The 22,967-nt window shown below is 36.2% G+C and carries 16 protein-coding genes, 6 tRNA genes and 3 rRNA genes; 23 read left to right on the forward strand and 2 right to left on the reverse strand.

The genetic code is table 11. The features are described 5' to 3' along the window. Nucleotides 1–17 precede the first annotated feature (17 nt). From V6C74_RS03495 to V6C74_RS03525, 7 genes are all read left to right on the forward strand, one after another. Nucleotides 18–1,199: an MFS transporter gene (locus V6C74_RS03495; RefSeq protein ID WP_002432777.1), complete on the forward strand. Its 1,182-nt coding sequence runs from the start codon at nucleotides 18–20 to the stop codon at nucleotides 1,197–1,199. Next, nucleotides 1,189–2,946 carry an IucA/IucC family siderophore biosynthesis protein gene (locus V6C74_RS03500; RefSeq protein WP_103175498.1) on the forward strand — a complete coding sequence of 586 codons (1,758 nt, stop codon included), beginning with the start codon at nucleotides 1,189–1,191 and terminating at the stop codon, nucleotides 2,944–2,946. The genes V6C74_RS03495 and V6C74_RS03500 overlap by 11 nt, the downstream gene beginning before the upstream one ends. Nucleotides 2,947–2,949: 3 nt before the next feature. After that, a complete protein-coding gene (locus V6C74_RS03505; RefSeq protein WP_016898639.1) occupies nucleotides 2,950–4,005 on the forward strand; it encodes an alanine/ornithine racemase family PLP-dependent enzyme in 1,056 nt (351 codons plus the stop codon). A gap of 289 nt (nucleotides 4,006–4,294) precedes the next feature. Next, nucleotides 4,295–5,293 carry a Fe(3+) dicitrate ABC transporter substrate-binding protein gene (locus tag V6C74_RS03510; protein ID WP_002453761.1) on the forward strand — a complete coding sequence of 333 codons (999 nt, stop codon included), beginning with the start codon at nucleotides 4,295–4,297 and terminating at the stop codon, nucleotides 5,291–5,293. Nucleotides 5,294–5,304: 11 nt separating this feature from the next. Next, on the forward strand, nucleotides 5,305–6,336 hold the full coding sequence (locus tag V6C74_RS03515) for an iron ABC transporter permease (RefSeq protein WP_002453760.1): 1,032 nt from the start codon (nucleotides 5,305–5,307) through the stop codon (nucleotides 6,334–6,336). Further along, entirely contained in the window at nucleotides 6,333–7,301 is a 969-nt protein-coding gene (locus tag V6C74_RS03520) for an iron chelate uptake ABC transporter family permease subunit (RefSeq protein ID WP_103175499.1), read from the forward strand. Before V6C74_RS03515 ends, V6C74_RS03520 begins: the two co-directional genes overlap by 4 nt. Nucleotides 7,302–7,527: 226 nt before the next feature. Next, nucleotides 7,528–8,901, forward strand: coding sequence for a YjiH family protein (locus V6C74_RS03525; protein WP_002432704.1), 1,374 nt, complete (start codon nucleotides 7,528–7,530; stop codon nucleotides 8,899–8,901). Between the two features lie 53 nt (nucleotides 8,902–8,954). Here the strand turns inward: V6C74_RS03525 and V6C74_RS03530 are convergent, their stop codons facing one another. Continuing rightward, entirely contained in the window at nucleotides 8,955–9,266 is a 312-nt protein-coding gene (locus V6C74_RS03530; protein WP_103175500.1) for a heme oxygenase, read from the reverse strand. A gap of 148 nt (nucleotides 9,267–9,414) precedes the next feature. Beyond that, nucleotides 9,415–9,675: a hypothetical protein gene (locus V6C74_RS03535; protein WP_002432344.1), complete on the reverse strand. Its 261-nt coding sequence runs from the start codon at nucleotides 9,673–9,675 to the stop codon at nucleotides 9,415–9,417. Nucleotides 9,676–9,852: 177 nt separating this feature from the next. Between V6C74_RS03535 and V6C74_RS03540 the strand changes: the two genes are divergently transcribed. The 16 genes from V6C74_RS03540 (at nucleotide 9,853) to V6C74_RS03615 (ending at nucleotide 22,960) form a co-directional block, all read left to right on the forward strand. Continuing rightward, nucleotides 9,853–10,359, forward strand: a complete 507-nt coding sequence (locus V6C74_RS03540) for a metal-dependent hydrolase (RefSeq protein ID WP_002432512.1) — start codon at nucleotides 9,853–9,855, stop codon at nucleotides 10,357–10,359. Nucleotides 10,360–10,393: 34 nt separating this feature from the next. Then, nucleotides 10,394–11,581 (forward strand): UDPGP type 1 family protein, encoded by a 1,188-nt coding sequence (locus V6C74_RS03545; RefSeq protein ID WP_002453757.1) that lies wholly within the window; start codon nucleotides 10,394–10,396, stop codon nucleotides 11,579–11,581. A gap of 19 nt (nucleotides 11,582–11,600) precedes the next feature. Beyond that, nucleotides 11,601–12,284, forward strand: a complete 684-nt coding sequence (locus V6C74_RS03550) for a hemolysin III family protein (protein WP_002432569.1) — start codon at nucleotides 11,601–11,603, stop codon at nucleotides 12,282–12,284. Between the two features lie 143 nt (nucleotides 12,285–12,427). Further along, complete coding sequence (gene sdrM, locus V6C74_RS03555; protein ID WP_103175501.1) at nucleotides 12,428–13,774, forward strand: multidrug efflux MFS transporter SdrM; 1,347 nt, start codon at nucleotides 12,428–12,430, stop codon at nucleotides 13,772–13,774. 117 nt (nucleotides 13,775–13,891) lie between these two features. Continuing rightward, the gene (locus V6C74_RS03560) at nucleotides 13,892–14,359 is read left to right on the forward strand and encodes a SepA family multidrug efflux transporter (RefSeq protein WP_002432814.1); all 468 of its coding nucleotides are present in this window, start codon (nucleotides 13,892–13,894) and stop codon (nucleotides 14,357–14,359) included. A gap of 83 nt (nucleotides 14,360–14,442) precedes the next feature. Further along, nucleotides 14,443–15,885: an MDR family MFS transporter gene (locus V6C74_RS03565; protein WP_002453755.1), complete on the forward strand. Its 1,443-nt coding sequence runs from the start codon at nucleotides 14,443–14,445 to the stop codon at nucleotides 15,883–15,885. A 143-nt stretch (nucleotides 15,886–16,028) separates the two neighbouring features. After that, nucleotides 16,029–17,093 (forward strand): Mrp/NBP35 family ATP-binding protein, encoded by a 1,065-nt coding sequence (locus V6C74_RS03570; protein ID WP_002453754.1) that lies wholly within the window; start codon nucleotides 16,029–16,031, stop codon nucleotides 17,091–17,093. 466 nt (nucleotides 17,094–17,559) lie between these two features. Then, nucleotides 17,560–19,110, forward strand: a 16S ribosomal RNA gene (locus tag V6C74_RS03575). Between the two features lie 243 nt (nucleotides 19,111–19,353). After that, nucleotides 19,354–22,275: ribosomal RNA gene (locus V6C74_RS03580) — 23S ribosomal RNA — on the forward strand. A 69-nt stretch (nucleotides 22,276–22,344) separates the two neighbouring features. Next, nucleotides 22,345–22,459: ribosomal RNA gene (gene rrf, locus V6C74_RS03585) — 5S ribosomal RNA — on the forward strand. The 16S, 23S and 5S rRNA genes sit together here with 6 tRNA genes alongside, the layout of an rRNA operon. Nucleotides 22,460–22,470: 11 nt before the next feature. Next, nucleotides 22,471–22,545: transfer RNA gene (locus V6C74_RS03590), tRNA-Asn, on the forward strand. Between the two features lies 1 nt (nucleotide 22,546). Continuing rightward, nucleotides 22,547–22,621: transfer RNA gene (locus V6C74_RS03595), tRNA-Glu, on the forward strand. Between the two features lie 4 nt (nucleotides 22,622–22,625). Further along, nucleotides 22,626–22,701: transfer RNA gene (locus V6C74_RS03600), tRNA-Val, on the forward strand. An 18-nt stretch (nucleotides 22,702–22,719) separates the two neighbouring features. After that, nucleotides 22,720–22,803 (forward strand) — tRNA-Tyr (locus V6C74_RS03605). 6 nt (nucleotides 22,804–22,809) lie between these two features. Beyond that, nucleotides 22,810–22,884: transfer RNA gene (locus V6C74_RS03610), tRNA-Gln, on the forward strand. A gap of 3 nt (nucleotides 22,885–22,887) precedes the next feature. Then, a tRNA-Lys gene (locus V6C74_RS03615) sits at nucleotides 22,888–22,960 on the forward strand. Nucleotides 22,961–22,967: the final 7 nt, after the last annotated feature.

Below are 22,967 nucleotides of genomic sequence, written 5' to 3' on the forward strand. Positions count from 1 at the left end.
AGACAGGTGGAAATTAAATGGCAAAATTTTTCTTTTCCAGTTCTTTTCTTCTGTTTTTGGGGAATTGGATTGGGCAAATAGGATTAAACTGGTTTGTACTTACTACATATCATAACGCAGTTTATCTGGGATTAGTTAATTTTTGCCGACTCGTACCAATTTTATTGCTAAGTGTATGGGCAGGCTCAATTGCTGATAAATATGATAAAGGAAATTTACTTAGAATAACGATTTCCTCTTCATTTATAGTCACTGCGGTATTATGTGTTTTGACATTTACTATTGATTCTATCCCAATCGCTGTAATACTCATTTATGCATCGTTAAGAGGTATTCTAAGTGCAGTAGAAACACCAGTAAGACAAGCGGTGTTACCTGATTTATCAGATAAAATTTCTACAACACAGGCAGTATCGTTTCATTCGTTTATCATTAACATCTGTCGTTCGATAGGTCCCGCAATCGCTGGAGTCATTCTAGCAGCTTATCATGCGCCTTCAACTTTCTTAGCACAAGCGATATGTTATTTAGTTGCTGTACTTTTTAGTCTGCCTCTTCACTTTGAAGTTGTTTCAAATCAACTCGAAAATAAAGAATTCTCATTAAAGATAGTTATGAATTATTTCAAACGTAATCTAGAGGGGAGTAAGATATTTATTACTTCTCTATTAATCATGGCTACAGGATTCTCTTATACAACAGTATTACCCGTACTTACGAATCATATTTTTCCAGGAAAATCAGAAGTATTTGGTATAGCGATGACCTTCTGTGCTATTGGTGGTATCGTAGCAACAATTATTTTACCTACCATTTTAAATCATCTAAGCGCAGTTAAAATGTATTATTTAAGTTCTTTGCTATTTGGGTTAGCTTTACTAGGCGTCGTTATACATAATTTGGTTATTATGTTCATTTGTATCACTTTAATTGGACTATTTAGCCAATGGGCAAGAACAACGAATAGAGTTTATTTTCAACATAGTGTTAAAGACTATGAGAGAGGGAAGGTATTAAGTATTATTATGATGGACCGTGGTATGATACCTCTCGGTAGTTTAGTTATGAGTTTCTTTGCAGATGTATTCGGAATACTGACGACATTCATGATCATGGGTATAACTACCGTAGCCATTTCAGTAATATTTTACCTAATACAGCGTATGACGAAGTTGGAGGAAAGTAATAATGGAGCGTAATGAATGGCTGTTAGCAGATAAAAATATACAATACCGTATCATGAACGCAATAATTAAAGAACGTATTTCACCAGAAGGCATGAAAATAACGAAAGATGATAGTGTGGTGGAAATTCAGTACCAAGGCAAAAGATTAACTGTTCAAGTAAAACGTAAAAGTGCTATGGAAAGATATGTGTTTAAAGGCGATATTATGTATGGTCGTGGTCAGAAGTCACAACCTATTGAAAACTTAGAAGATCTGCTCGAAACATTAACACAGAGTTTTAATATTGAAATTTCAGAACGATTGAATGAAGAATTGATTCATAGTAGAGACAGTTTTATTGAAACATATAAACATTTTAACAACAGACAATCACTCATACATCAAAGTATGAAATTTTCAAGATTGCCTGAATCATTAAACTTTATATCCTGGCTTCAACATTTACAAGATAGTGGCATTATAGATGATTTAAGTTATTCGGAGAGTTTGATTGTTGAAGGACATCCTACCCATCCTTTAACTAAGACAAAACTTCCATTAAATAAAAACGAGTTGAAAGCGTATGCTCCAGAGTTTGAAAAGGTTATTCCTCTAAAAATTATGCTTATTGAAAAGAATCACATTGTCACTACGTCAATGGAAGACGATGAACAATATATTTTAAATCGTGTCATTCCGGAATATCGTCATCAACTCAATTCATTTTTGGAGCCTTTAAATTTAAATTTAGAGGATTATAGAGTCATGATTGTTCATCCTTGGCAATACGATCACACTATAGGCGGAAAATTTAGTCAGTGGATTGCTAGTAAAATACTAATACCAACACCATTCACAGTAGAATCTAAAGCAACGTTATCATTTAGAACGATGGATTTAATTCATAAACCTTATCACGTTAAACTTCCTGTGAATGTTCAAGCAACTAGTGCAGTAAGAACTGTTTCTACGGTTACTACGGTAGATGGACCTAAATTAAGTTATGCATTACAAGGACTACTTGATCAATATCCAGGACTCCAAGTGGCGATGGAACCCTTTGGTGCATATGCCGACGTGGATTCTGATTTGGCAAGACAACTTGCATGCATTATTCGTCAGAAACCAGTTATCTTTGAAAATGGCTCAACAGTGGTCACAGCAAGTTTAGTTAATCCTAATCCAATTGATCGTAAAGCGATTGTAGATAGCTATTTAGAATGGCTTGAAACTGAAATAACAATTGACCACATTAAACATTTTATTGCAACTTACACACAAACATTAGTCCAACCACTCATTGCATACATTCAAGATTATGGAATTGCATTAGAAGCACATATGCAAAATACGATTGTCAATCTAGGTCCTAACTATCAAATGAAATTCTTAGTACGTGATTTAGGTGGTTCACGTATAGATTTAGATACTTTACAACAGAAGGTAACAAATATTGAAGTAACGAATGAAAGTTTATTAGCTCAATCCATTGAGGAAGTTATTGCGAAGTTTCAACATGCTGTTGTACAAAATCAATTAGCAGAGTTGATTCATTATTTTAATCAATATGAAGATGTTAAAGAAGAAGAGTTATTTGATATCGTTCGTGAAGAGATTGATCTAGCGATTGATGATGATAAATCCCATGCCGACATTTTGAGGAAAGTATTATTTGGTCCGACTATAACAGTTAAAGCGTTATTAAGTATGAGGATGGAAAATAAAGTTAAAAAATATTTAAACACTGAATTAGAAAATCCTATTAAAAAAGAGGTGTAGTACATGGCTAGAATCAAAGTTAACTTATCAAAAATACAATACAATGCCAAAGTACTTCAGACATTACTTGAACGTAGACAGATTCACTTGACCCCTGTAGTAAAATGTGTTGCCGGAGATGAACGCATCGTTTCTACAATAAAATCTCTTGGAATTACACACTTTGCTGAATCAAGAATTGATAATATTGAAAGACTAAGAGATTTAAATATCACATTTACACTATTACGCCCCACGACAGAATTTGAAACTATGATTTCTACTGTAAAACTGAGTATTCAAACAGAACTTGATACGATTAAACAATTGAATGTAATTGCAAAAAGAATGAATGTAAAGCATCAAATCATGTTAATGGTAGATTGGAAAGACGGCCGTGAAGGTGTCTTAACTTATGATGTATTAGATTATATTAAAGAAATTATGAGTATGAGTCATATACAACTAGTAGGATTAGCATTTAATTTTATGTGCTTTAAATCCAAAGCTCCAGAAGAAAATGATGTCTTTATGATCAATAAGTTCATTAGTGCCGTTGAAAAGGAAATAGGTTACAAGTTTAAAATTATTTCAGGAGGTAACTCAAGTATGTTACCTCAAACAATGTACAATGATCTTGGCAAGATTAATGAATTAAGAATAGGAGAAGCACTCTTTAGAGGAATAGATACTACCACGAATGAACCTATTGCAAGTCTCTATCAAGATGCGATTGTACTTGAAGCGGAAATTATTGAAATTAAACCACGTATTAATCAAGTGACACACCAATCCTATTTACAAGCAATAGTGGATATAGGTTATTTAGATACATTTACAGATGGTATCAAGCCTATCGCCAATGATCTGAAAATGATTGGCGCCTCAAGCGATCATTTAATGATTGATTTGAATAATCAAGATCACTATCAAATTGGGGATAGAATTCAATTTAGTTTAAATTATGAAGCTTTGTCACAGAGTATGTATATGAAAAATTTAACTAAATCATATTACGACGATTCAAAGATTCAAACTTTGATTGAAAATTTTAACACAACCATATTTGCCAATACGTAATGAAGACTCAATTTTATTCATTAAATTATATTTCACTTTAAACTGCTCTTTAATTTTCTATTTAAAAGAGCAGTTTTATTTATTTTAGTTAGTTATTGTTCTGTAAATTGTATATAAGGCAAATATTAAGTGATATTCAGATTTATCTTTCATAGTAGTTAGTCTGACTTATGAATTAAATTATATTTGAGTAAAATATATTCATAAAACTATACAAAATAATATTGACAATGAGAATCGTTATCAATAAACTATATATGTAAGCATATACATATTAAGGAGTGGAACAATGAGAGGTCTAAAATTTTTTAGTGCTGTTGGCTTAATGCTAGTATTAGTTCTTGTTGCGGCCTGTGGTAGTAATGGTTCTAATAATTCAAGTAATAAATCTGCATCTAAAAATGGTGTAGAAATTAAACACGAAGAGGGAAAAACTAAAGTACCTAAGCACCCTAAACGTGTCGTTGTACTAGAATATTCATTCGTAGATGCATTAGCTTCACTTGATGTAAAACCTGTAGGTGTAGCAGATGATAAGAAAAAGGAACGTATCATCAAACCATTAAGAGATAAAATTGGTAACTATACGTCTGTAGGTGCACGTAAACAACCTAACTTAGAGGAAATTAGTAAACTAAAACCAGACTTAATTATTGCAGATAGTAATAGACATAAAGGAATTTATAAAGATTTAAGTAAAATTGCTCCAACAATTGAACTTAAGAGTTTTGATGGAAACTATAATCAAAACATTGATGCCTTCAAAACAATTTCTAAAGCATTAGGTAAAGAAGATGAAGGTAAAAAACGTCTAAAAGAACATGATGAAAAGATTGAAAAATATAAAAAAGAAATTACAATGAATAAAGATGAGAAAGTGTTACCTGCAGTTGCATCTAAATCAGGTTTATTAGCACACCCTAGTTATTCATATGTAGGACAATTCTTAAATCAACTTGGATTCAAAGAAGCATTAACTGATGATGTGACAAAAGGTTTAAGTAAGTATCTTAAAGGACCTTACTTACAAATGAACACTGAAACATTATCTAAAGTAAATCCAGGCCGTATGTTCATCATGACTGATAAAGCAAGTCCTAACGAGCCTTCTCTTAAAGAATTAGAAAAAGATGCTGTATGGAAAAAATTAGACGCTGTTAAACATAATCGTGTAGATGTGTTAGATCGTGACCTATGGGCTAGATCACGTGGTTTAATTTCTTCTGAAGAGATGGCAAAAGAACTTGTAGAACTTTCAAAGAAAGATAGTAATAAAGATAATAAGTAAGGTGGAAAATAATGACTATGGGTATTAAAAATAGTCAATCCGCTATTGAACAAAAAAAGAGAAAGCGCACTACACTCACTTATATAGTGGGTGTGTGCTTTCTTTTTATTTCAATCTATTTGAATTTAGCGATTGGTTCTTCAAAAATACAATTTCATGATATTTTAAGTTACTTCACTGGACATATTGAATCAGAACAAACATTTTTAATTCATAACGTACGCATGCCTCGAATGCTTGCAGGGTTAGTGATAGGTGGTGCATTGGGGATAGCCGGTCTACTTATGCAAGCAATAACTAGAAATCCACTTGCTTCACCTCAAATATTTGGTGTAAATGCTGGAGCGTCCTTCGTCATTGTTTTAATTACAGTTTTAATTCCATCCCTAGGTTCTTATTCAACTATCCTAGCAATTATTGGAGCCTTTTTTGGTGGATTTACTGTTTATACGTTGTCAGTATCTACGAAATCAATTACGCCAGTGAAACTTGCTTTAGCAGGTATGGCGATACATCTATTCTTTAGTAGCATGACCCAAGGAATCATTCTTTTAAATGAGGATTCTAATGATACTGTCATGTTTTGGTTAGTAGGATCATTAGCTGGGATAAAATGGAATCAAATTATGATGATTTTACCTTGTATAGTCATTGCTGTCATTGTAACTGTTTTTATGGGGAGACAGCTTACAATTATGGAACTCGGAGACGACATTGCAAGAAGCCTTGGTCAACGTACTGAAATTGTAAGAATGATTATTGGAATACTAGTGATAGTATTAGCAGGGATGTCTGTTTCAATTGCAGGCCCCATCGGTTTTGTGGGCCTCATTGTTCCTCATATAGTTAAACGTTATGTAAGTAAAAATTATCTAGTTATGCTACCTCTCACGTTTATTTTTGGTGCAGATTTATTGCTAATATCTGACGTTTTATGTCGTTTAATCACTTATCCATTTGAATCTCCAGTTGGTATAGTGACTTCATTTGTCGGCGCCTTTTACTTCTTATTCATTACTGTAAGAGGGGTGAATCGCGTATGATTAAGAGTAGCAATAGTATACGTTATGGAATCGTGATTATTTTATTAGTCGTCAGTACAATATTTAGTTTATGTATAGGTTCAGTTATGATAGACCCTATACACGCTATTGTTGGTTTTTTCACACAAGATGACTTTATTTTAAATGAATATCGTATACCTCGAACATTATTGGGATTAGTAATAGGTAGCAGTTTAGCTATATCTGGTGCTGTCATTCAAGGTGTAATTAGAAATCCGCTTGCATCTCCGGATGTTATTGGAATTGCTAAAGGAGCAAGTCTAGCAGCGGTGATTATTATTATGATATTTCCGTCGGCACCTTTATTTGTATTACCTTTAGGATCGTTTGTTGGAGCATTGGTGATTAGTTTAATATTGTCCTTCCTTATTTCCAAATTTGATGTAAAAGGATCGAAACTTGCTCTTATAGGTTTAGCCATAGGCGCAATTTGTACGGCTATCGTTCAGTTCTTACTTATTCGTAATCCTATGGATGCAAATAATGCATTAGTTTGGTTAACTGGTAGTTTATATGGACATAATATTTCTAACTTCTATAGTGTCTTACCTTGGTTTATTATCACTGTACCGGTAGTATTATTACTCGGTTACCAGCTAGATATCTTAAACTTGGGAGATAATGTCGCTACAGCTCTTGGTGCACGTGTCCGATTTTTAAAAATGATATTACTCATCTTGGCTGTAATGTTAGCTGGAGCTTCTATTGCAGTTGTCGGTGGTATTAGTTTCTTAGGACTTATAGCACCTCATATAGCAAGACAACTCGTCGGACACAAAAATTTACATGTCATTATCATGTCAGGTTTAATAGGCGCTATACTATTAACGCTTGGTGATGGGTTAGCTAGGGGAATTCAACCGCCACTTGATATTCCAGTAGGTGTAGTTATTGCAGTTATTGGAGCACCATATTTCTTATTCTTACTACGTAGAATGAAATGATTTATTCATTAAATATGAATATGAGCGCTCTTAGGTATGCTATGGCCGATTTCAATTTATAGTTTATTGAAATCGGCCTTTTTTAAATTTTTAATTGCGAAAAGTGATAGATTAGCGTATAGTATTTATACGTAATTATTCATATTTTTGTATATATAAACATTTGTGTAGATGAATCTTGATTACTTCAAGTTGATATAAATAGATAGAAACGGATTGAAAAGTAATGAACGGATATACTAAAAGCGAAATTATAAAAGGTAGAATTAAATTTATAACAATGTCCATTCTAGGTATCATATTATTTTTAATTCCTATACCAGTTGTTCAAGATGGACAAAAACAAACAACATTACCTGTGGCATTTCTTGCAAATTGTTTAAAAGATCTTTTAGGGAATATTATGCCTATATTAATTGTATTAATTATTACAATTTCAGGTGTATTAACTCTTTTGTGCTCAACAATTTATAAACACAAGTTAAATCCACAAGGCCTAATGTATAATGCATTTAATGTCAAACTAGGTTGGCTAATATTAAGAGTATTATCAGTTGTATTTGTATGGCTTACTTATTTGAAGGTAGGGCCTAAAATGATTTATTCAGAAGATACGGGGGGGCTGGTCTTTTATAGTCTATTACCAACTCTTGTGGCCGTATTTTTATTTGCGGCATTATTTTTACCGTTATTGATGGAATACGGACTATTAGAATTATTAGGACCTGTGTTTAGACCAGTAATGAGACCGCTATTTACTCTACCTGGTCGATCAACTGTAGATAATCTAGCGTCATTTATTGGTGATGGAACGGTAGGCGTCTTAATTACAAGTAGACAGTATGAAGAAGGCTATTATTCTAGAAGAGAAGCAACAGTCATTTCTACTACGTTTAGTGTGGTATCTATTACTTTCGCTATAGTTATTGCTTCAACTATAAAAATGCAAGATCAATTCTTTTATTTTTATATCACTGTAATTGTTTCTTGTTTAATTGCAGCAATGATAATGCCAAGAATTTGGCCTTTAAAAAATATTCCAGATGAATATGCTAAAGATGTTTCAGAGGATGCAAGAACGGAGCAATTACCAGAAGGAAAAACGGCATTAAGACATGGATATGACATGGCGACAGAGGTTGGTATAAAAGCTCCAGGATTCAAAAAGTTCTTTATTTCTGGATTTAAAACCGTTGTAGATATGTGGTTTGTCATTTTACCAGTAGTAATGAGTATAGGAACAATCGCAACAATTATCGCGAATTATACACCTATTTTTGAAGTTATTGGAAAACCATTCGTTCCACTACTAGAATTATTGCAAATTCCAGAAGCTTCACACGCTTCTCAAACTATTCTCATAGGTTTTGCCGATATGTTTTTACCATCTATATTAATTGAAGGGGTCAAAAGTGACATAACACGTTTTGTTATTGGAGCATTAAGTATATCCCAATTAATATACTTGTCAGAAGTAGGTGGTGTTATTTTAGGTTCAAAAATTCCTGTCAGCATTGGTAAACTATTTATGATTTTCTTAATACGAACTTTAATCACGCTTCCTATTATTGCATTACTTGCGCATTTATTTATTCATTAAAAAGATTGCTTATTAATAGACTTTATTTTAATAAGCAATCCTCTATTAAAAAATTATTTATCTAATTTTGATAATACATTTGCTTTAACAATTTCACTTTTAATTAGTGGAGAGTCTTCGGATTTTCCAGTATTTTTATGAGCTTCTTTAAAAGCATCACTATTTACCCAATTTTTAAAATCTTTTTCAGTATTCCACCATGTATTTACATACATATCTTCACTATAATCATCTCTATCAATTTGCCAAACTTCAATACCATTAAAACCTTGTAAGGATTGGATTTGACCACCTTTTGTAAATCTAGGTGCCATTTTTTCTGCAAAACCTTTTTTCACGGTTATTCTATTTGTTACGACGAACAATAACTTCACCTCCATAATCATTATTGATTCCAATATAATAGGATTGTTTATACTTATCAATTTTCATATATCAAAAATGAGAGCCACCAACCGTAATAGATACATGGTTGGTGGCTTTTGTATGGATTATTAATTATATATATTTTAATTACTTAGTCAGTTCATTGTAAACTTTTTGATCATTTTGAGTATAAATAATGTATTCATGGTCATCAGTATCGATAATTACGCGGTTTGTTTTTCCAAATGTAGAACCAATACGAGAGATTTCTTTTCCATTTTTTTCAGGTACTGCATGGATATCTTGGTCTTGTGAGATATTTTTAATTTCATTATTAGGTATTTTAATATCTGCTACTCTCCATTGAATACGTACTTCATTATCGTTTTTCTTTACTGTCATTGCCATTCAAAACACATCCTTTAAATAATTTGTATATTCATCATAAATGATTTTGAAATCGTTTTCAAGTATTTATGTGATACTTTTGAATATAATATGTCATACTAATAAAATATTAATACGAAAGTATGTTCGCTTTATATGTAATTGTGTGTTAAAATGTTTTGAAAAGGAGAACTAGAAATGACAGGTAAAACACATGCCTCCTGTGGGGCTTTAACAGGAGCTTTGACAACTCAATATTTTCATACTGATTTATTTACTTCAGTCACTATATTGGTATTATCAACTCTAGCAAGCCTATTGCCAGACATATGTCATACCCAAAGTAAAATTGGAAGACGTTTCAGAGTTTTAAGTTTTGTTATTAGGCTACTATTTGGCCATAGGACATTTACTCACTCTCTTGCTTTCATCATTATCATTGGTTTTTTACTGTACTTAATTCAAACACCCATGTATTATATGGTTGCAATTGTTATTGGAATAGCTTCACATGTTATACTAGATATATTAACACCTAAAGGGGTTAAATTATTCTATCCCTTACCATTGAATGTTGTATCGCCGCTTCATTTTAAAACAGGCGGATTAGTTGATTTATCTTTAGCTACAGCTTTTAGCTTTGGAACAGTATACACGTTGTTTCAACCCTTTTTTAATGAATTTATGTTACAGTGGCTAAATTAATTCTTTGAATCATTTATACATAAGGAGAGTAATCATGTTAGATAAAAACCAATTGGAGAAATATAACCAAGAGCATTTGTATGAATATGAAAAATTAATGAGTAATAATGAAAGAGATGCACTTGAAAATAAAGTTGATGAGCTTGATTTAGAAGGAATTCAAAAACTATATCATGATTTATATGTTAATAGAAAATCAATAGATGATGTATCATCGGTATCAGAAGTTAAGTATGAAGTGAAATCTCAACTTTCTGATGAAGATAAGCATACATATGAACAAAAGGGTTATGAAGCGATTAGAAATGGTGAATTTGCGGTACTTCTTATGGCTGGCGGTCAAGGTACGCGATTAGGTTATAAAGGGCCTAAAGGTTCTTTTGAAATTGAGGGTGTAAGTTTATTTGAGTTACAGGCTCGCCAACTCATTAATTTAAAGAATCAAACGGGTCATACAATTAATTGGTATATAATGACTAGTGATATAAATCATGATGAAACAATAGAGTATTTTAAGAAACATCAATATTTTGATTATGATCCAGAACATGTACATTTCTTTAAACAAGCAAATATTGTAGCCTTAGGTGAAGACGGCAAACTTGTACTTGACAGAGATGGTCATATTATGGAAACACCAAATGGTAATGGTGGAGTATTTAAATCTCTTAAAGAGGCTGGATACTTAGATAAAATGGAAAAGGATCATGTAAAATATATCTTCTTAAATAATATTGACAATGTTCTTGTGAAAGTCTTAGATCCATTATTTGCTGGTTACACTGTAAGTAATAATAAAGATGTTACATCTAAAACAATTCAACCTAAACATGGAGAGAGTGTTGGACGTTTAGTCAACATTGATAGTAAAGATACAGTTCTTGAGTATTCAGAATTGGATCCCGAAGTAGCCAATGATTTTGATAATGCTAATATTGGTATCCATGCATTTAAACTGGCCTATATTAAAAGTACAGTAGATAGGGAACTACCATATCATTTAGCTATTAAAAAATTAAAACAACTAGATGAAGACTTTGGCGTTGTAGAGCTACCAACATTAAAATTTGAATTGTTTTATTTCGATATTTTCAAATATGGAACAAGTTTTGTTACATTACAAGTTCCTAGAGAAGAGGAGTTTTCACCACTGAAAAATAAAGTAGGTAAAGATAGTGTGGAAACGGCTACAGAAGATTTAAAACGTATGAGTTTGATTTAAATAAAAGGTGGTGGAATAGATGTCTCATACATCTAAGCATAAAAAAGCATCGGTAGTTGAATCATTTAAGGACATCATTCCCTTATCTTTTGGCGAGGAAATAGGTAATGCAGCCTCACATGGTGCGGCTGCATTATTAACATTGTTTGTATTACCTTATGCAGCTGTTCATAGCTACAATCATGGTGGCACATTGGAATCGGTAAGTGTGTCTATTTATATTATTAGTATTTTTATGATGTTTATTTCTTCAACTATTTATCATTCTATGCAGAATTATACAGCTCATAAGTATATTTTACGTATTATCGATCATAGCATGATTTACGTAGCTATTTCAGGTACTTATACGCCAGTATTACTTACTATAGTAGGTGGATGGATAGGATGGGTAGTGACCCTATTTTTATGGGGGACTACATTATGGGGAATATTATATAAATCCATTGCTACGAAAGTTAATCATAAGCTCAGTCTTATTGTTTACCTAGTGATGGGATGGGTTGGTGTGATATTTATACCAGTGATTATCATGCGCACCTCTTGGTTATTTATTTTATTTATATTCCTGGGTGGCCTTTCTTATACAATAGGAGCTTGGTTTTACGCGCAAAAGAATAGACCTTATTTTCATATGATATGGCATATTTTTATTGTGATTGCATCGGTTTTACACATGATAGGGATATTATATTTTATGTAAAGTAAGTTTACGGTAGAGTTTAAATGGCTCTGCCGTTTTATTTTAACCTAGAAAATTAATACTATTGCATGATTGCGAACTAAACATAATCGTATTAATATTTTAAGGGTTCGAAATAGATAGAACAAAAGGAGTAAATATAAATGAAGTTTAGGTCGATATTAACAGTAACCGCATTGATACTAATCATGTTTATGGCTGCAATTGAGACATCTATTATATCTCTAGCCTTACCAACGATTAAGATAAACTTACATGCAGGTAATTTAGTATCTTTAGTTTTTACTGTTTATTTTATTGCTTTGGTCATAGCTAACCCTATTGTAGGTGAGCTGTTATCTCGTTTTAAGATATTATATATTGCCGTTGCAGGTGTTTCTTTATTTGCAATTGGTAGTTTGATGTCAGGTTTAAGTGAAACATTTACTTTTTTAATTATCTCAAGAATGATTCAAGGTTTTGGGGCAGGGGTCATGATGTCTTTATCTCAGATAGTCCCTAAACTAGCGTTTGAAATTCCTTTAAGATATAAAATTATGGGAATTGTAGGTAGTGTTTGGGGAATTTCCAGTATCATTGGACCCATACTCGGTGGTGCGATCTTAGAATTTGCGACATGGCACTGGCTGTTCTTTATTAATATACCTATAGCAATTATTACTATTGTATTAGTACTAATGACATTTCATTTTCCAGAGGAAGAACATGGTAATCAAACACACTTTGATGTGAAAGGATTATCAATCTTTTATATATTTATAGCATTGCTTATGTTTGGATTATTAAATCAACAACATTTATATCTCAATATTATTGCAATCATCTTGGCTTTATTAGTATTGGTTGGCTTGTTTAAAATAGAACAAAAACAAAATAATCCATTTCTTCCGACTAATGAGTTTAATCGATCAATTATGCTTGCTTTCATTACTGATTTATTTATAGCTATGTCATTAATAGGATATAACCTGTATATACCAGTATATTTACAAGAACAATTAGGTTTATCACCTCTTCAAAGTGGGTTTGTTATTCTACCACTATCAGTTGCATGGATTATATTAAACTTTAATTTAGCGAAGATTGAAGCAAACTTTACTAGAAAAGCATTATATATTAGTGCGTTTACAGTTCTCTTAATTTGCAGTGTTATTATTTTATTTGGCATGAAAGTGCCATTATTGATAGCATTTTCAGTTATCTTTGCGGGACTTAGTTTTGGATATGTATACACTAAAAATAGCGTGATTGTACAAGAGGAAAGCTCTCCTAGAAATATGAAGAAGATGATGTCATTTTATGCATTAACTAAAAACCTAGGTTCATCTGTAGGTTCTACAATTATGGGGTATATGTATGCTTTAAAATCAGGTTTATTCGGCACTCATCTACACAATGTGTTAGGTTTGATTGCCGTCATTTCAATTTGCTTGTCAATGATGTGGATTTTATTTTATAAATCTAATAAAACTTCAAATTTTAATAATTAAAAAGGTTTTCAAATACAAAAAACGTCTACTATAAGAGTAGGCGTTTTTAAATTTTATAAGGTGATGAATACGTGATACTATAAATATGTATTAAAAAAGAGGGGAGGACAATGAGTGATGAAATTCTTTAAAAATAAATTTTATAATTTAGCTGTAACACTTATTGTTCTCGCTATCTTTGTATTGTCCGGGGCGATATTCTTAACATTTCTTGGTTTTGGATTATATGGGTTAAGTAGGATTTTAATATTTTTTCATTTAGGTTATTTTGGCTACAATAAAGGATTTTATGACAATTTGTTCTACTATGGTAGCTATATAGTATTGGGATATTTTACTCTTTTTGCTGTTGAGCATTTAATGGACTACTTTAAGAAGAAATTGCCTAACAATCCTTATTTTCAGGGTATTACATTTCATCTTATTTCTTATATAGTAACGACAGTGATGTTTTATTTTATAGTACATATTCACTATGTATATATTAATATTCAATTTTGGGTAATTATGTTAATCATAGGATTTCTATTTATTTGTAAGGAGATATTTTATCCTGAAAGTGAGAACTTGAATAACAAGAAATAGTAATTAAGCATTTATTTTGCTTTGATAATTATAATTTGATTGAATATAACACTGTTATAAAAACAATAAAGGAGTAAAGGTTCATGTCTAGTATCGATTTACCCAAAACGAAGCGGAATTTAATTGTAGCAGTGATGTTAGTGAGTGCGTTTGTAGCAATTTTAAATCAAACTTTACTCAACACTGCTTTACCTCACATTATGCGAGAATTAAAAATTGATGAAAGCACTTCCCAATGGCTAATTACTGGATTTATGCTTGTAAATGGTGTCATGATACCACTTACAGCTTTTCTAATGGATAGAGTTAAAACTAGACCTTTATATTTAGGAGCTATGGGTACATTTTTACTAGGATCAATTGTAGCTGCGGTTGCGCCTAATTTTGGTGTGTTGATGACAGCAAGAGTTATTCAAGCAATAGGCGCCGGTGTGTTGATGCCTTTAATGCAATTTACACTTTTCACTTTATTCTCCAAAGAACATCGTGGCTTTGCTATGGGGCTAGCTGGTTTAGTCATACAGTTCGCTCCAGCTATTGGACCTACATTCACAGGCTTAATCATTGATAATGCAAGTTGGAGAGTGCCATTTATTATTATAGTCGGTATCGCCTTAATTGCTTTTATCTTTGGTTTAATTTCAATTTCTAGTTATAACGAAACGAAGGATTCAAAATTAGATAAACGCTCTGTTGTATACTCGACTATAGGTTTTGGTATTATGCTGTATGCATTTAGTAGTGCTGGAAATTTAGGTTTTTCTAATCCAATAGTTATAGGATCGTTAATCATAAGTATTATTATTATCTCAATATTTGTTAGAAGACAACTAACGATTTCCAACCCATTACTTAACCTCAATGTATTTAAAGGTAGAATCTTTTGTTTCAGTACAATTACATCAATGATTATTATGTTATCTATGGTTGGACCTGCACTACTTATTCCTCTATATGTACAAAACGCTTTAGGTTTATCTGCGTTGTTATCAGGTTTAGTGATTATGCCAGGTGCGATTATAAATGGAATAATGTCAGTATTTACTGGACGTTTCTATGATAAATATGGTCCGAGACCATTAATATATGCTGGTTTTAGCTTATTAACGATTTGCACATTATTGCTTTGTTTCTTAAAAGCAGACACATCTTATATTTATCTTATTGTCATTTATGCGATTAGGATGTTTGCTGTTTCTCTACTAATGATGCCTATTAATACAACTGGTATTAATGCATTAGACAATAAAGATATTTCACACGGTACTGCTATTATGAACTTTGGTCGTGTGATGGCTGGTTCATTAGGAACTGCATTAATGGTAACGTTTATGAGTATTGGTTCGAAATGGATTGGGCCATCCTCGTCTGCACATGCTAGTAAAGAATTATTACAAAGACAAAGTGTTGCTGCCGGAGTTGATGTTTCATTCGCTCTAGTTACAGGTTTTGTTGTTGTTGCATTCTTATTTGCGTTATTTATTAAAGAACCTAATAGAAAATCTCAAAATATGAGAGAAGTCTAAATTATATATGAAGTTAGCCTATTATTATGGGCTAACTTCTTTTTTTATAATAAAAAAAGACTTATAATAAAAAAGATAAACTACGTAATCGAATAACTTTTGTTATTATGTAGATAAATTATTATATTTAAGGGGGATTTACTTTGTTAACGGTAAATCAAGTTGAAGAAATAGTAGGTGCATTAAAAGACCCAATTATTGATGTACCTTTGAAAGAAACTGATGGTATAGTTAACGTTACCATTAAAGAAGATATTGAGCACGTTAGTGTTAAAGTTGCAATGGCTCAATTAGGGGGACAACCGCAGTTGGATTTACAAATGGCAATTGTAAAAGCTCTAAAAGAAAACGGTGCTAATACAGTAGGTATTCGTTTTGAAGAATTACCACCGGAGTCAGTAGAAAAGTATCGTGGTAAAGGAACAGAAAAGCCTAAAACAATTGAAGGTTTACTTTCTCTAAATAATCCAGTTGAATTTATTGCAATTGCTTCCGGTAAAGGTGGCGTAGGTAAATCAACTGTAGCTGTTAATCTAGCTGTAGCTTTGGCAAGAGAAGGTAAAAAAGTTGGACTCGTAGATGCTGATATTTATGGTTTCAGCGTTCCAGATATGATGGGGATTGATGAAAGACCGGGAGTAGATGGCAAAGAAATTATTCCGGTTGAACGTCATGGCGTTAAAGTTATTTCAATGGCTTTCTTTGTAGAGGAAAACGCACCTGTCATTTGGAGAGGTCCAATGTTAGGAAAAATGCTTACTAATTTCTTTACAGAGGTTCAATGGGGAGATTTAGATTATCTTTTACTTGATTTACCACCTGGCACTGGAGATGTAGCCTTAGATGTACATTCAATGCTACCTTCTAGTAAAGAGATCATAGTTACTACTCCGCATCCTACAGCAGCGTTTGTAGCAGCTAGAGCTGGAGCTATGGCTAAACATACAGAACACTCCATTTTAGGTGTAATAGAAAATATGAGTTATTTCGAAAGTAAAGAAACTGGTAATAAGGAATATGTATTTGGTAAAGGTGGAGGTACTAAACTTGCTGATGAATTAGAAACACAGCTATTTGGAGAGTTGCCTCTTGAACAACCTACGTGGAACCCTAAAGATTTTTCACCATCTATTTATCAGCCTGAAGATCGTTTAGGAGAAATTTATACATCAATCGCCAGAAAAGTCATAGCCAGTACTCAAAAATAGTATCTTAATGTAATTTAACCAAAGGTATACTGATCACACAGAAACAAATTTTGTTTTTGTGTGATTTTTCTATTGCAAAATTTAGAAATCATGCTAGAATATTTCTTTGTGAGCTACGAATTAGCTGTTCACAAATTTAAAAAATAATTCAATTTAAATGTTGACTTAAAAACGTGAAATTGATATTATATAAAAGTCGCTGAAAAGCGATTGTAAAGTATTTAATTTAATTGTTAAGCAAGTGTAAAAATTACCCTTGCAAACATTATAAAAACACTTTAAAATAAATAAAGTAATCTTAAGAAATCATTGACACTTCTTCTTAGAAAAGATATGATTGAAAAGATTGATTTTATTGAGATGAACATTGAAAACTGAATGACAATATGTCAACGTTAATTCCAATAAACGTAACGAAACGTTACAAACTATTTAGTATTTATGAGCTAATCAAACATCATAATTTTTTATGGAGAGTTTGATCCTGGCTCAGGATGAACGCTGGCGGCGTGCCTAATACATGCAAGTCGAGCGAACAGACGAGGAGCTTGCTCCTCTGACGTTAGCGGCGGACGGGTGAGTAACACGTGGATAACCTACCTATAAGACTGGGATAACTTCGGGAAACCGGAGCTAATACCGGATAACATGTTGAACCGCATGGTTCAACAGTGAAAGACGGTCTTGCTGTCACTTATAGATGGATCCGCGCCGCATTAGCTAGTTGGTAAGGTAACGGCTTACCAAGGCAACGATGCGTAGCCGACCTGAGAGGGTGATCGGCCACACTGGAACTGAGACACGGTCCAGACTCCTACGGGAGGCAGCAGTAGGGAATCTTCCGCAATGGGCGAAAGCCTGACGGAGCAACGCCGCGTGAGTGAAGAAGGTCTTCGGATCGTAAAACTCTGTTATTAGGGAAGAACAAATGTGTAAGTAACTATGCACGTCTTGACGGTACCTAATCAGAAAGCCACGGCTAACTACGTGCCAGCAGCCGCGGTAATACGTAGGTGGCAAGCGTTATCCGGAATTATTGGGCGTAAAGCGCGCGTAGGCGGTTTTTTAAGTCTGATGTGAAAGCCCACGGCTCAACCGTGGAGGGTCATTGGAAACTGGAAAACTTGAGTGCAGAAGAGGAAAGTGGAATTCCATGTGTAGCGGTGAAATGCGCAGAGATATGGAGGAACACCAGTGGCGAAGGCGACTTTCTGGTCTGTAACTGACGCTGATGTGCGAAAGCGTGGGGATCAAACAGGATTAGATACCCTGGTAGTCCACGCCGTAAACGATGAGTGCTAAGTGTTAGGGGGTTTCCGCCCCTTAGTGCTGCAGCTAACGTATTAAGCACTCCGCCTGGGGAGTACGACCGCAAGGTTGAAACTCAAAGGAATTGACGGGGACCCGCACAAGCGGTGGAGCATGTGGTTTAATTCGAAGCAACGCGAAGAACCTTACCAAATCTTGACATCCTCTGACCCCTCTAGAGATAGAGTTTTCCCCTTCGGGGGACAGAGTGACAGGTGGTGCATGGTTGTCGTCAGCTCGTGTCGTGAGATGTTGGGTTAAGTCCCGCAACGAGCGCAACCCTTAAGCTTAGTTGCCATCATTAAGTTGGGCACTCTAAGTTGACTGCCGGTGACAAACCGGAGGAAGGTGGGGATGACGTCAAATCATCATGCCCCTTATGATTTGGGCTACACACGTGCTACAATGGACAATACAAAGGGTAGCGAAACCGCGAGGTCAAGCAAATCCCATAAAGTTGTTCTCAGTTCGGATTGTAGTCTGCAACTCGACTACATGAAGCTGGAATCGCTAGTAATCGTAGATCAGCATGCTACGGTGAATACGTTCCCGGGTCTTGTACACACCGCCCGTCACACCACGAGAGTTTGTAACACCCGAAGCCGGTGGAGTAACCTTTTGGAGCTAGCCGTCGAAGGTGGGACAAATGATTGGGGTGAAGTCGTAACAAGGTAGCCGTATCGGAAGGTGCGGCTGGATCACCTCCTTTCTAAGGATATATTCGGAACATCTTCTTCGAAGATGAAAGGGATAACGTGACATATTGTATTCAGTTTTGAATGTTTATTAACATTCAAATTTGTATATTGAAAACTAGATAAGTAAGTAAATAGATTTTACCAAGCAAAACCGAGTGAATAGAGTTTTAAATAAGCTTGAATTCATAAAAATAATCGCTAGTGTTCGAAAGAACACTCACAAGATTAATAACGCGTTTCCTGGTGGAAACATAGATTAAGTTATTAAGGGCGCACGGTGGATGCCTTGGCACTAGAAGCCGAAGAAGGACGTTACTAACGACGATATGCTTTGGGTAGCTGTAAGTAAGCGTTGATCCAGAGATTTCCGAATGGGGGAACCCAACATGAGTTATGTCATGTTATCGACATGTGAATTCATAGCATGTCAGAAGGCAGACCCGGAGAACTGAAACATCTTAGTACCCGGAGGAAGAGAAAGAAAAATCGATTCCCTGAGTAGCGGCGAGCGAAACGGGAAGAGCCCAAACCAACAAGCTTGCTTGTTGGGGTTGTAGGACACTCTATACGGAGTTACAAAAGAACATGTTAGACGAATCATCTGGAAAGATGAATCAAAGAAGGTAATAATCCTGTAGTCGAAAACATATTCTCTCTTGAGTGGATCCTGAGTACGACGGAGCACGTGAAATTCCGTCGGAATCTAGGAGGACCATCTCCTAAGGCTAAATACTCTCTAGTGACCGATAGTGAACCAGTACCGTGAGGGAAAGGTGAAAAGTACCCCGGAAGGGGAGTGAAAGAGAACTTGAAACCGTGTGCTTACAAGTAGTCAGAGCCCGTTTATGGGTGATGGCGTGCCTTTTGTAGAATGAACCGGCGAGTTACGATCTGATGCAAGGTTAAGCAGCGAATGTGGAGCCGTAGCGAAAGCGAGTCTGAATAGGGCGTTGAGTATTTGGTCGTAGACCCGAAACCAGGTGATCTACCCTTGGTCAGGTTGAAGTTCAGGTAACACTGAATGGAGGACCGAACCGACTTACGTTGAAAAGTGAGCGGATGAACTGAGGGTAGCGGAGAAATTCCAATCGAACTTGGAGATAGCTGGTTCTCTCCGAAATAGCTTTAGGGCTAGCCTCAAGTGATGATTATTGGAGGTAGAGCACTGTTTGGACGAGGGGCCCCTCTCGGGTTACCGAATTCAGACAAACTCCGAATGCCAATCAATTTAACTTGGGAGTCAGAACATGGGTGATAAGGTCCGTGTTCGAAAGGGAAACAGCCCAGACCACCAGCTAAGGTCCCAAAATATATGTTAAGTGGAAAAGGATGTGGCGTTGCCCAGACAACTAGGATGTTGGCTTAGAAGCAGCCATCATTTAAAGAGTGCGTAATAGCTCACTAGTCGAGTGACACTGCGCCGAAAATGTACCGGGGCTAAACATATTACCGAAGCTGTGGATTGTCCTTCGGACAATGGTAGGAGAGCGTTCTAAGGGCGTTGAAGCATGATCGCAAGGACATGTGGAGCGCTTAGAAGTGAGAATGCCGGTGTGAGTAGCGAAAGACGGGTGAGAATCCCGTCCACCGATTGACTAAGGTTTCCAGAGGAAGGCTCGTCCGCTCTGGGTTAGTCGGGTCCTAAGCTGAGGCCGACAGGCGTAGGCGATGGATAACAGGTTGATATTCCTGTACCACCTAGTATCGTTTTAATCGATGGGGGGACGCAGTAGGATAGGCGAAGCGTGCTGTTGGAGTGCACGTCCAAGCAGTAAGGCTGAGTGTTAGGCAAATCCGGCACTCGTTAGGCTGAGCTGTGATGGGGAGAGGAAATTGTTTCCTCGAGTCGTTGATTTCACACTGCCGAGAAAAGCCTCTAGATAGATAACAGGTGCCCGTACCGCAAACCGACACAGGTAGTCAAGATGAGAATTCTAAGGTGAGCGAGCGAACTCTCGTTAAGGAACTCGGCAAAATGACCCCGTAACTTCGGGAGAAGGGGTGCTCTTTAGGGTTCACGCCCAGAAGAGCCGCAGTGAATAGGCCCAAGCGACTGTTTATCAAAAACACAGGTCTCTGCTAAACCGTAAGGTGATGTATAGGGGCTGACGCCTGCCCGGTGCTGGAAGGTTAAGAGGAGTGGTTAGCTTCTGCGAAGCCACGAATCGAAGCCCCAGTAAACGGCGGCCGTAACTATAACGGTCCTAAGGTAGCGAAATTCCTTGTCGGGTAAGTTCCGACCCGCACGAAAGGCGTAACGATTTGGGCACTGTCTCAACGAGAGACTCGGTGAAATCATAGTACCTGTGAAGATGCAGGTTACCCGCGACAGGACGGAAAGACCCCGTGGAGCTTTACTGTAGCCTGATATTGAAATTCGGCACAGCTTGTACAGGATAGGTAGGAGCCATTGAAACGTGAGCGCTAGCTTACGTGGAGGCGTTGGTGGGATACTACCCTAGCTGTGTTGGCTTTCTAACCCGCACCACTTATCGTGGTGGGAGACAGTGTCAGGCGGGCAGTTTGACTGGGGCGGTCGCCTCCTAAAAGGTAACGGAGGCGCTCAAAGGTTCCCTCAGAATGGTTGGAAATCATTCACAGAGTGTAAAGGCATAAGGGAGCTTGACTGCGAGACTTACAAGTCGAGCAGGGTCGAAAGACGGACTTAGTGATCCGGTGGTTCCGCATGGAAGGGCCATCGCTCAACGGATAAAAGCTACCCCGGGGATAACAGGCTTATCTCCCCCAAGAGTTCACATCGACGGGGAGGTTTGGCACCTCGATGTCGGCTCATCGCATCCTGGGGCTGTAGTCGGTCCCAAGGGTTGGGCTGTTCGCCCATTAAAGCGGTACGCGAGCTGGGTTCAGAACGTCGTGAGACAGTTCGGTCCCTATCCGTCGTGGGCGTAGGAAATTTGAGAGGAGCTGTCCTTAGTACGAGAGGACCGGGATGGACATACCTCTGGTGTACCAGTTGTCGTGCCAACGGCATAGCTGGGTAGCTATGTATGGACGGGATAAGTGCTGAAAGCATCTAAGCATGAAGCCCCCCTCAAGATGAGATTTCCCAACTTCGGTTATAAGATCCCTCGAAGATGACGAGGTTAATAGGTTCGAGGTGGAAGCGTGGTGACACGTGGAGCTGACGAATACTAATCGATCGAAGACTTAATCAATATTAAAATGTTTTGCGACGCAAAATCATTACTTACTATCTAGTTTTGAATGTATAACACATTCATTTGTCTGGTGACAATGGCAAGGAGGTCACACCTGTTCCCATGCCGAACACAGAAGTTAAGCTCCTTAGCGCCGATGGTAGTCGGGCTTACGTCCCGCTAGAGTAGGACGTTGCCAGGCAATATCATTAATCCGCAGTAGCTCAGTGGTAGAGCTATCGGCTGTTAACCGATCGGTCGTAGGTTCGAATCCTACCTGCGGAGCCAGGGCTCCTTGGTCAAGCGGTTAAGACACCGCCCTTTCACGGCGGTAACACGGGTTCGAGTCCCGTAGGAGTCACCATTATGGAGAATTAGCTCAGTTGGGAGAGCATCTGCCTTACAAGCAGAGGGTCGGCGGTTCGAACCCGTCATTCTCCACCATTCTTAAGTGAATATGCCGGAGGGGTAGCGAAGTGGCTAAACGCGGCGGACTGTAAATCCGCTCCTTCGGGTTCGGCAGTTCGAATCTGCCCCCCTCCACCATCTCATTGGGCTATAGCCAAGCGGTAAGGCAACGGACTTTGACTCCGTCACGCGCTGGTTCGAATCCAGCTAGCCCAGCCATTAGAGCCATTAGCTCAGTTGGTAGAGCATCTGACTTTTAATCAGAGGGTCAGAGGTTCGAATCCTCTATGGCTCACTTTTAA

This window comes from Staphylococcus capitis subsp. capitis (assembly GCF_040739495.1).
Lineage (GTDB): Bacteria > Bacillota > Bacilli > Staphylococcales > Staphylococcaceae > Staphylococcus > Staphylococcus capitis.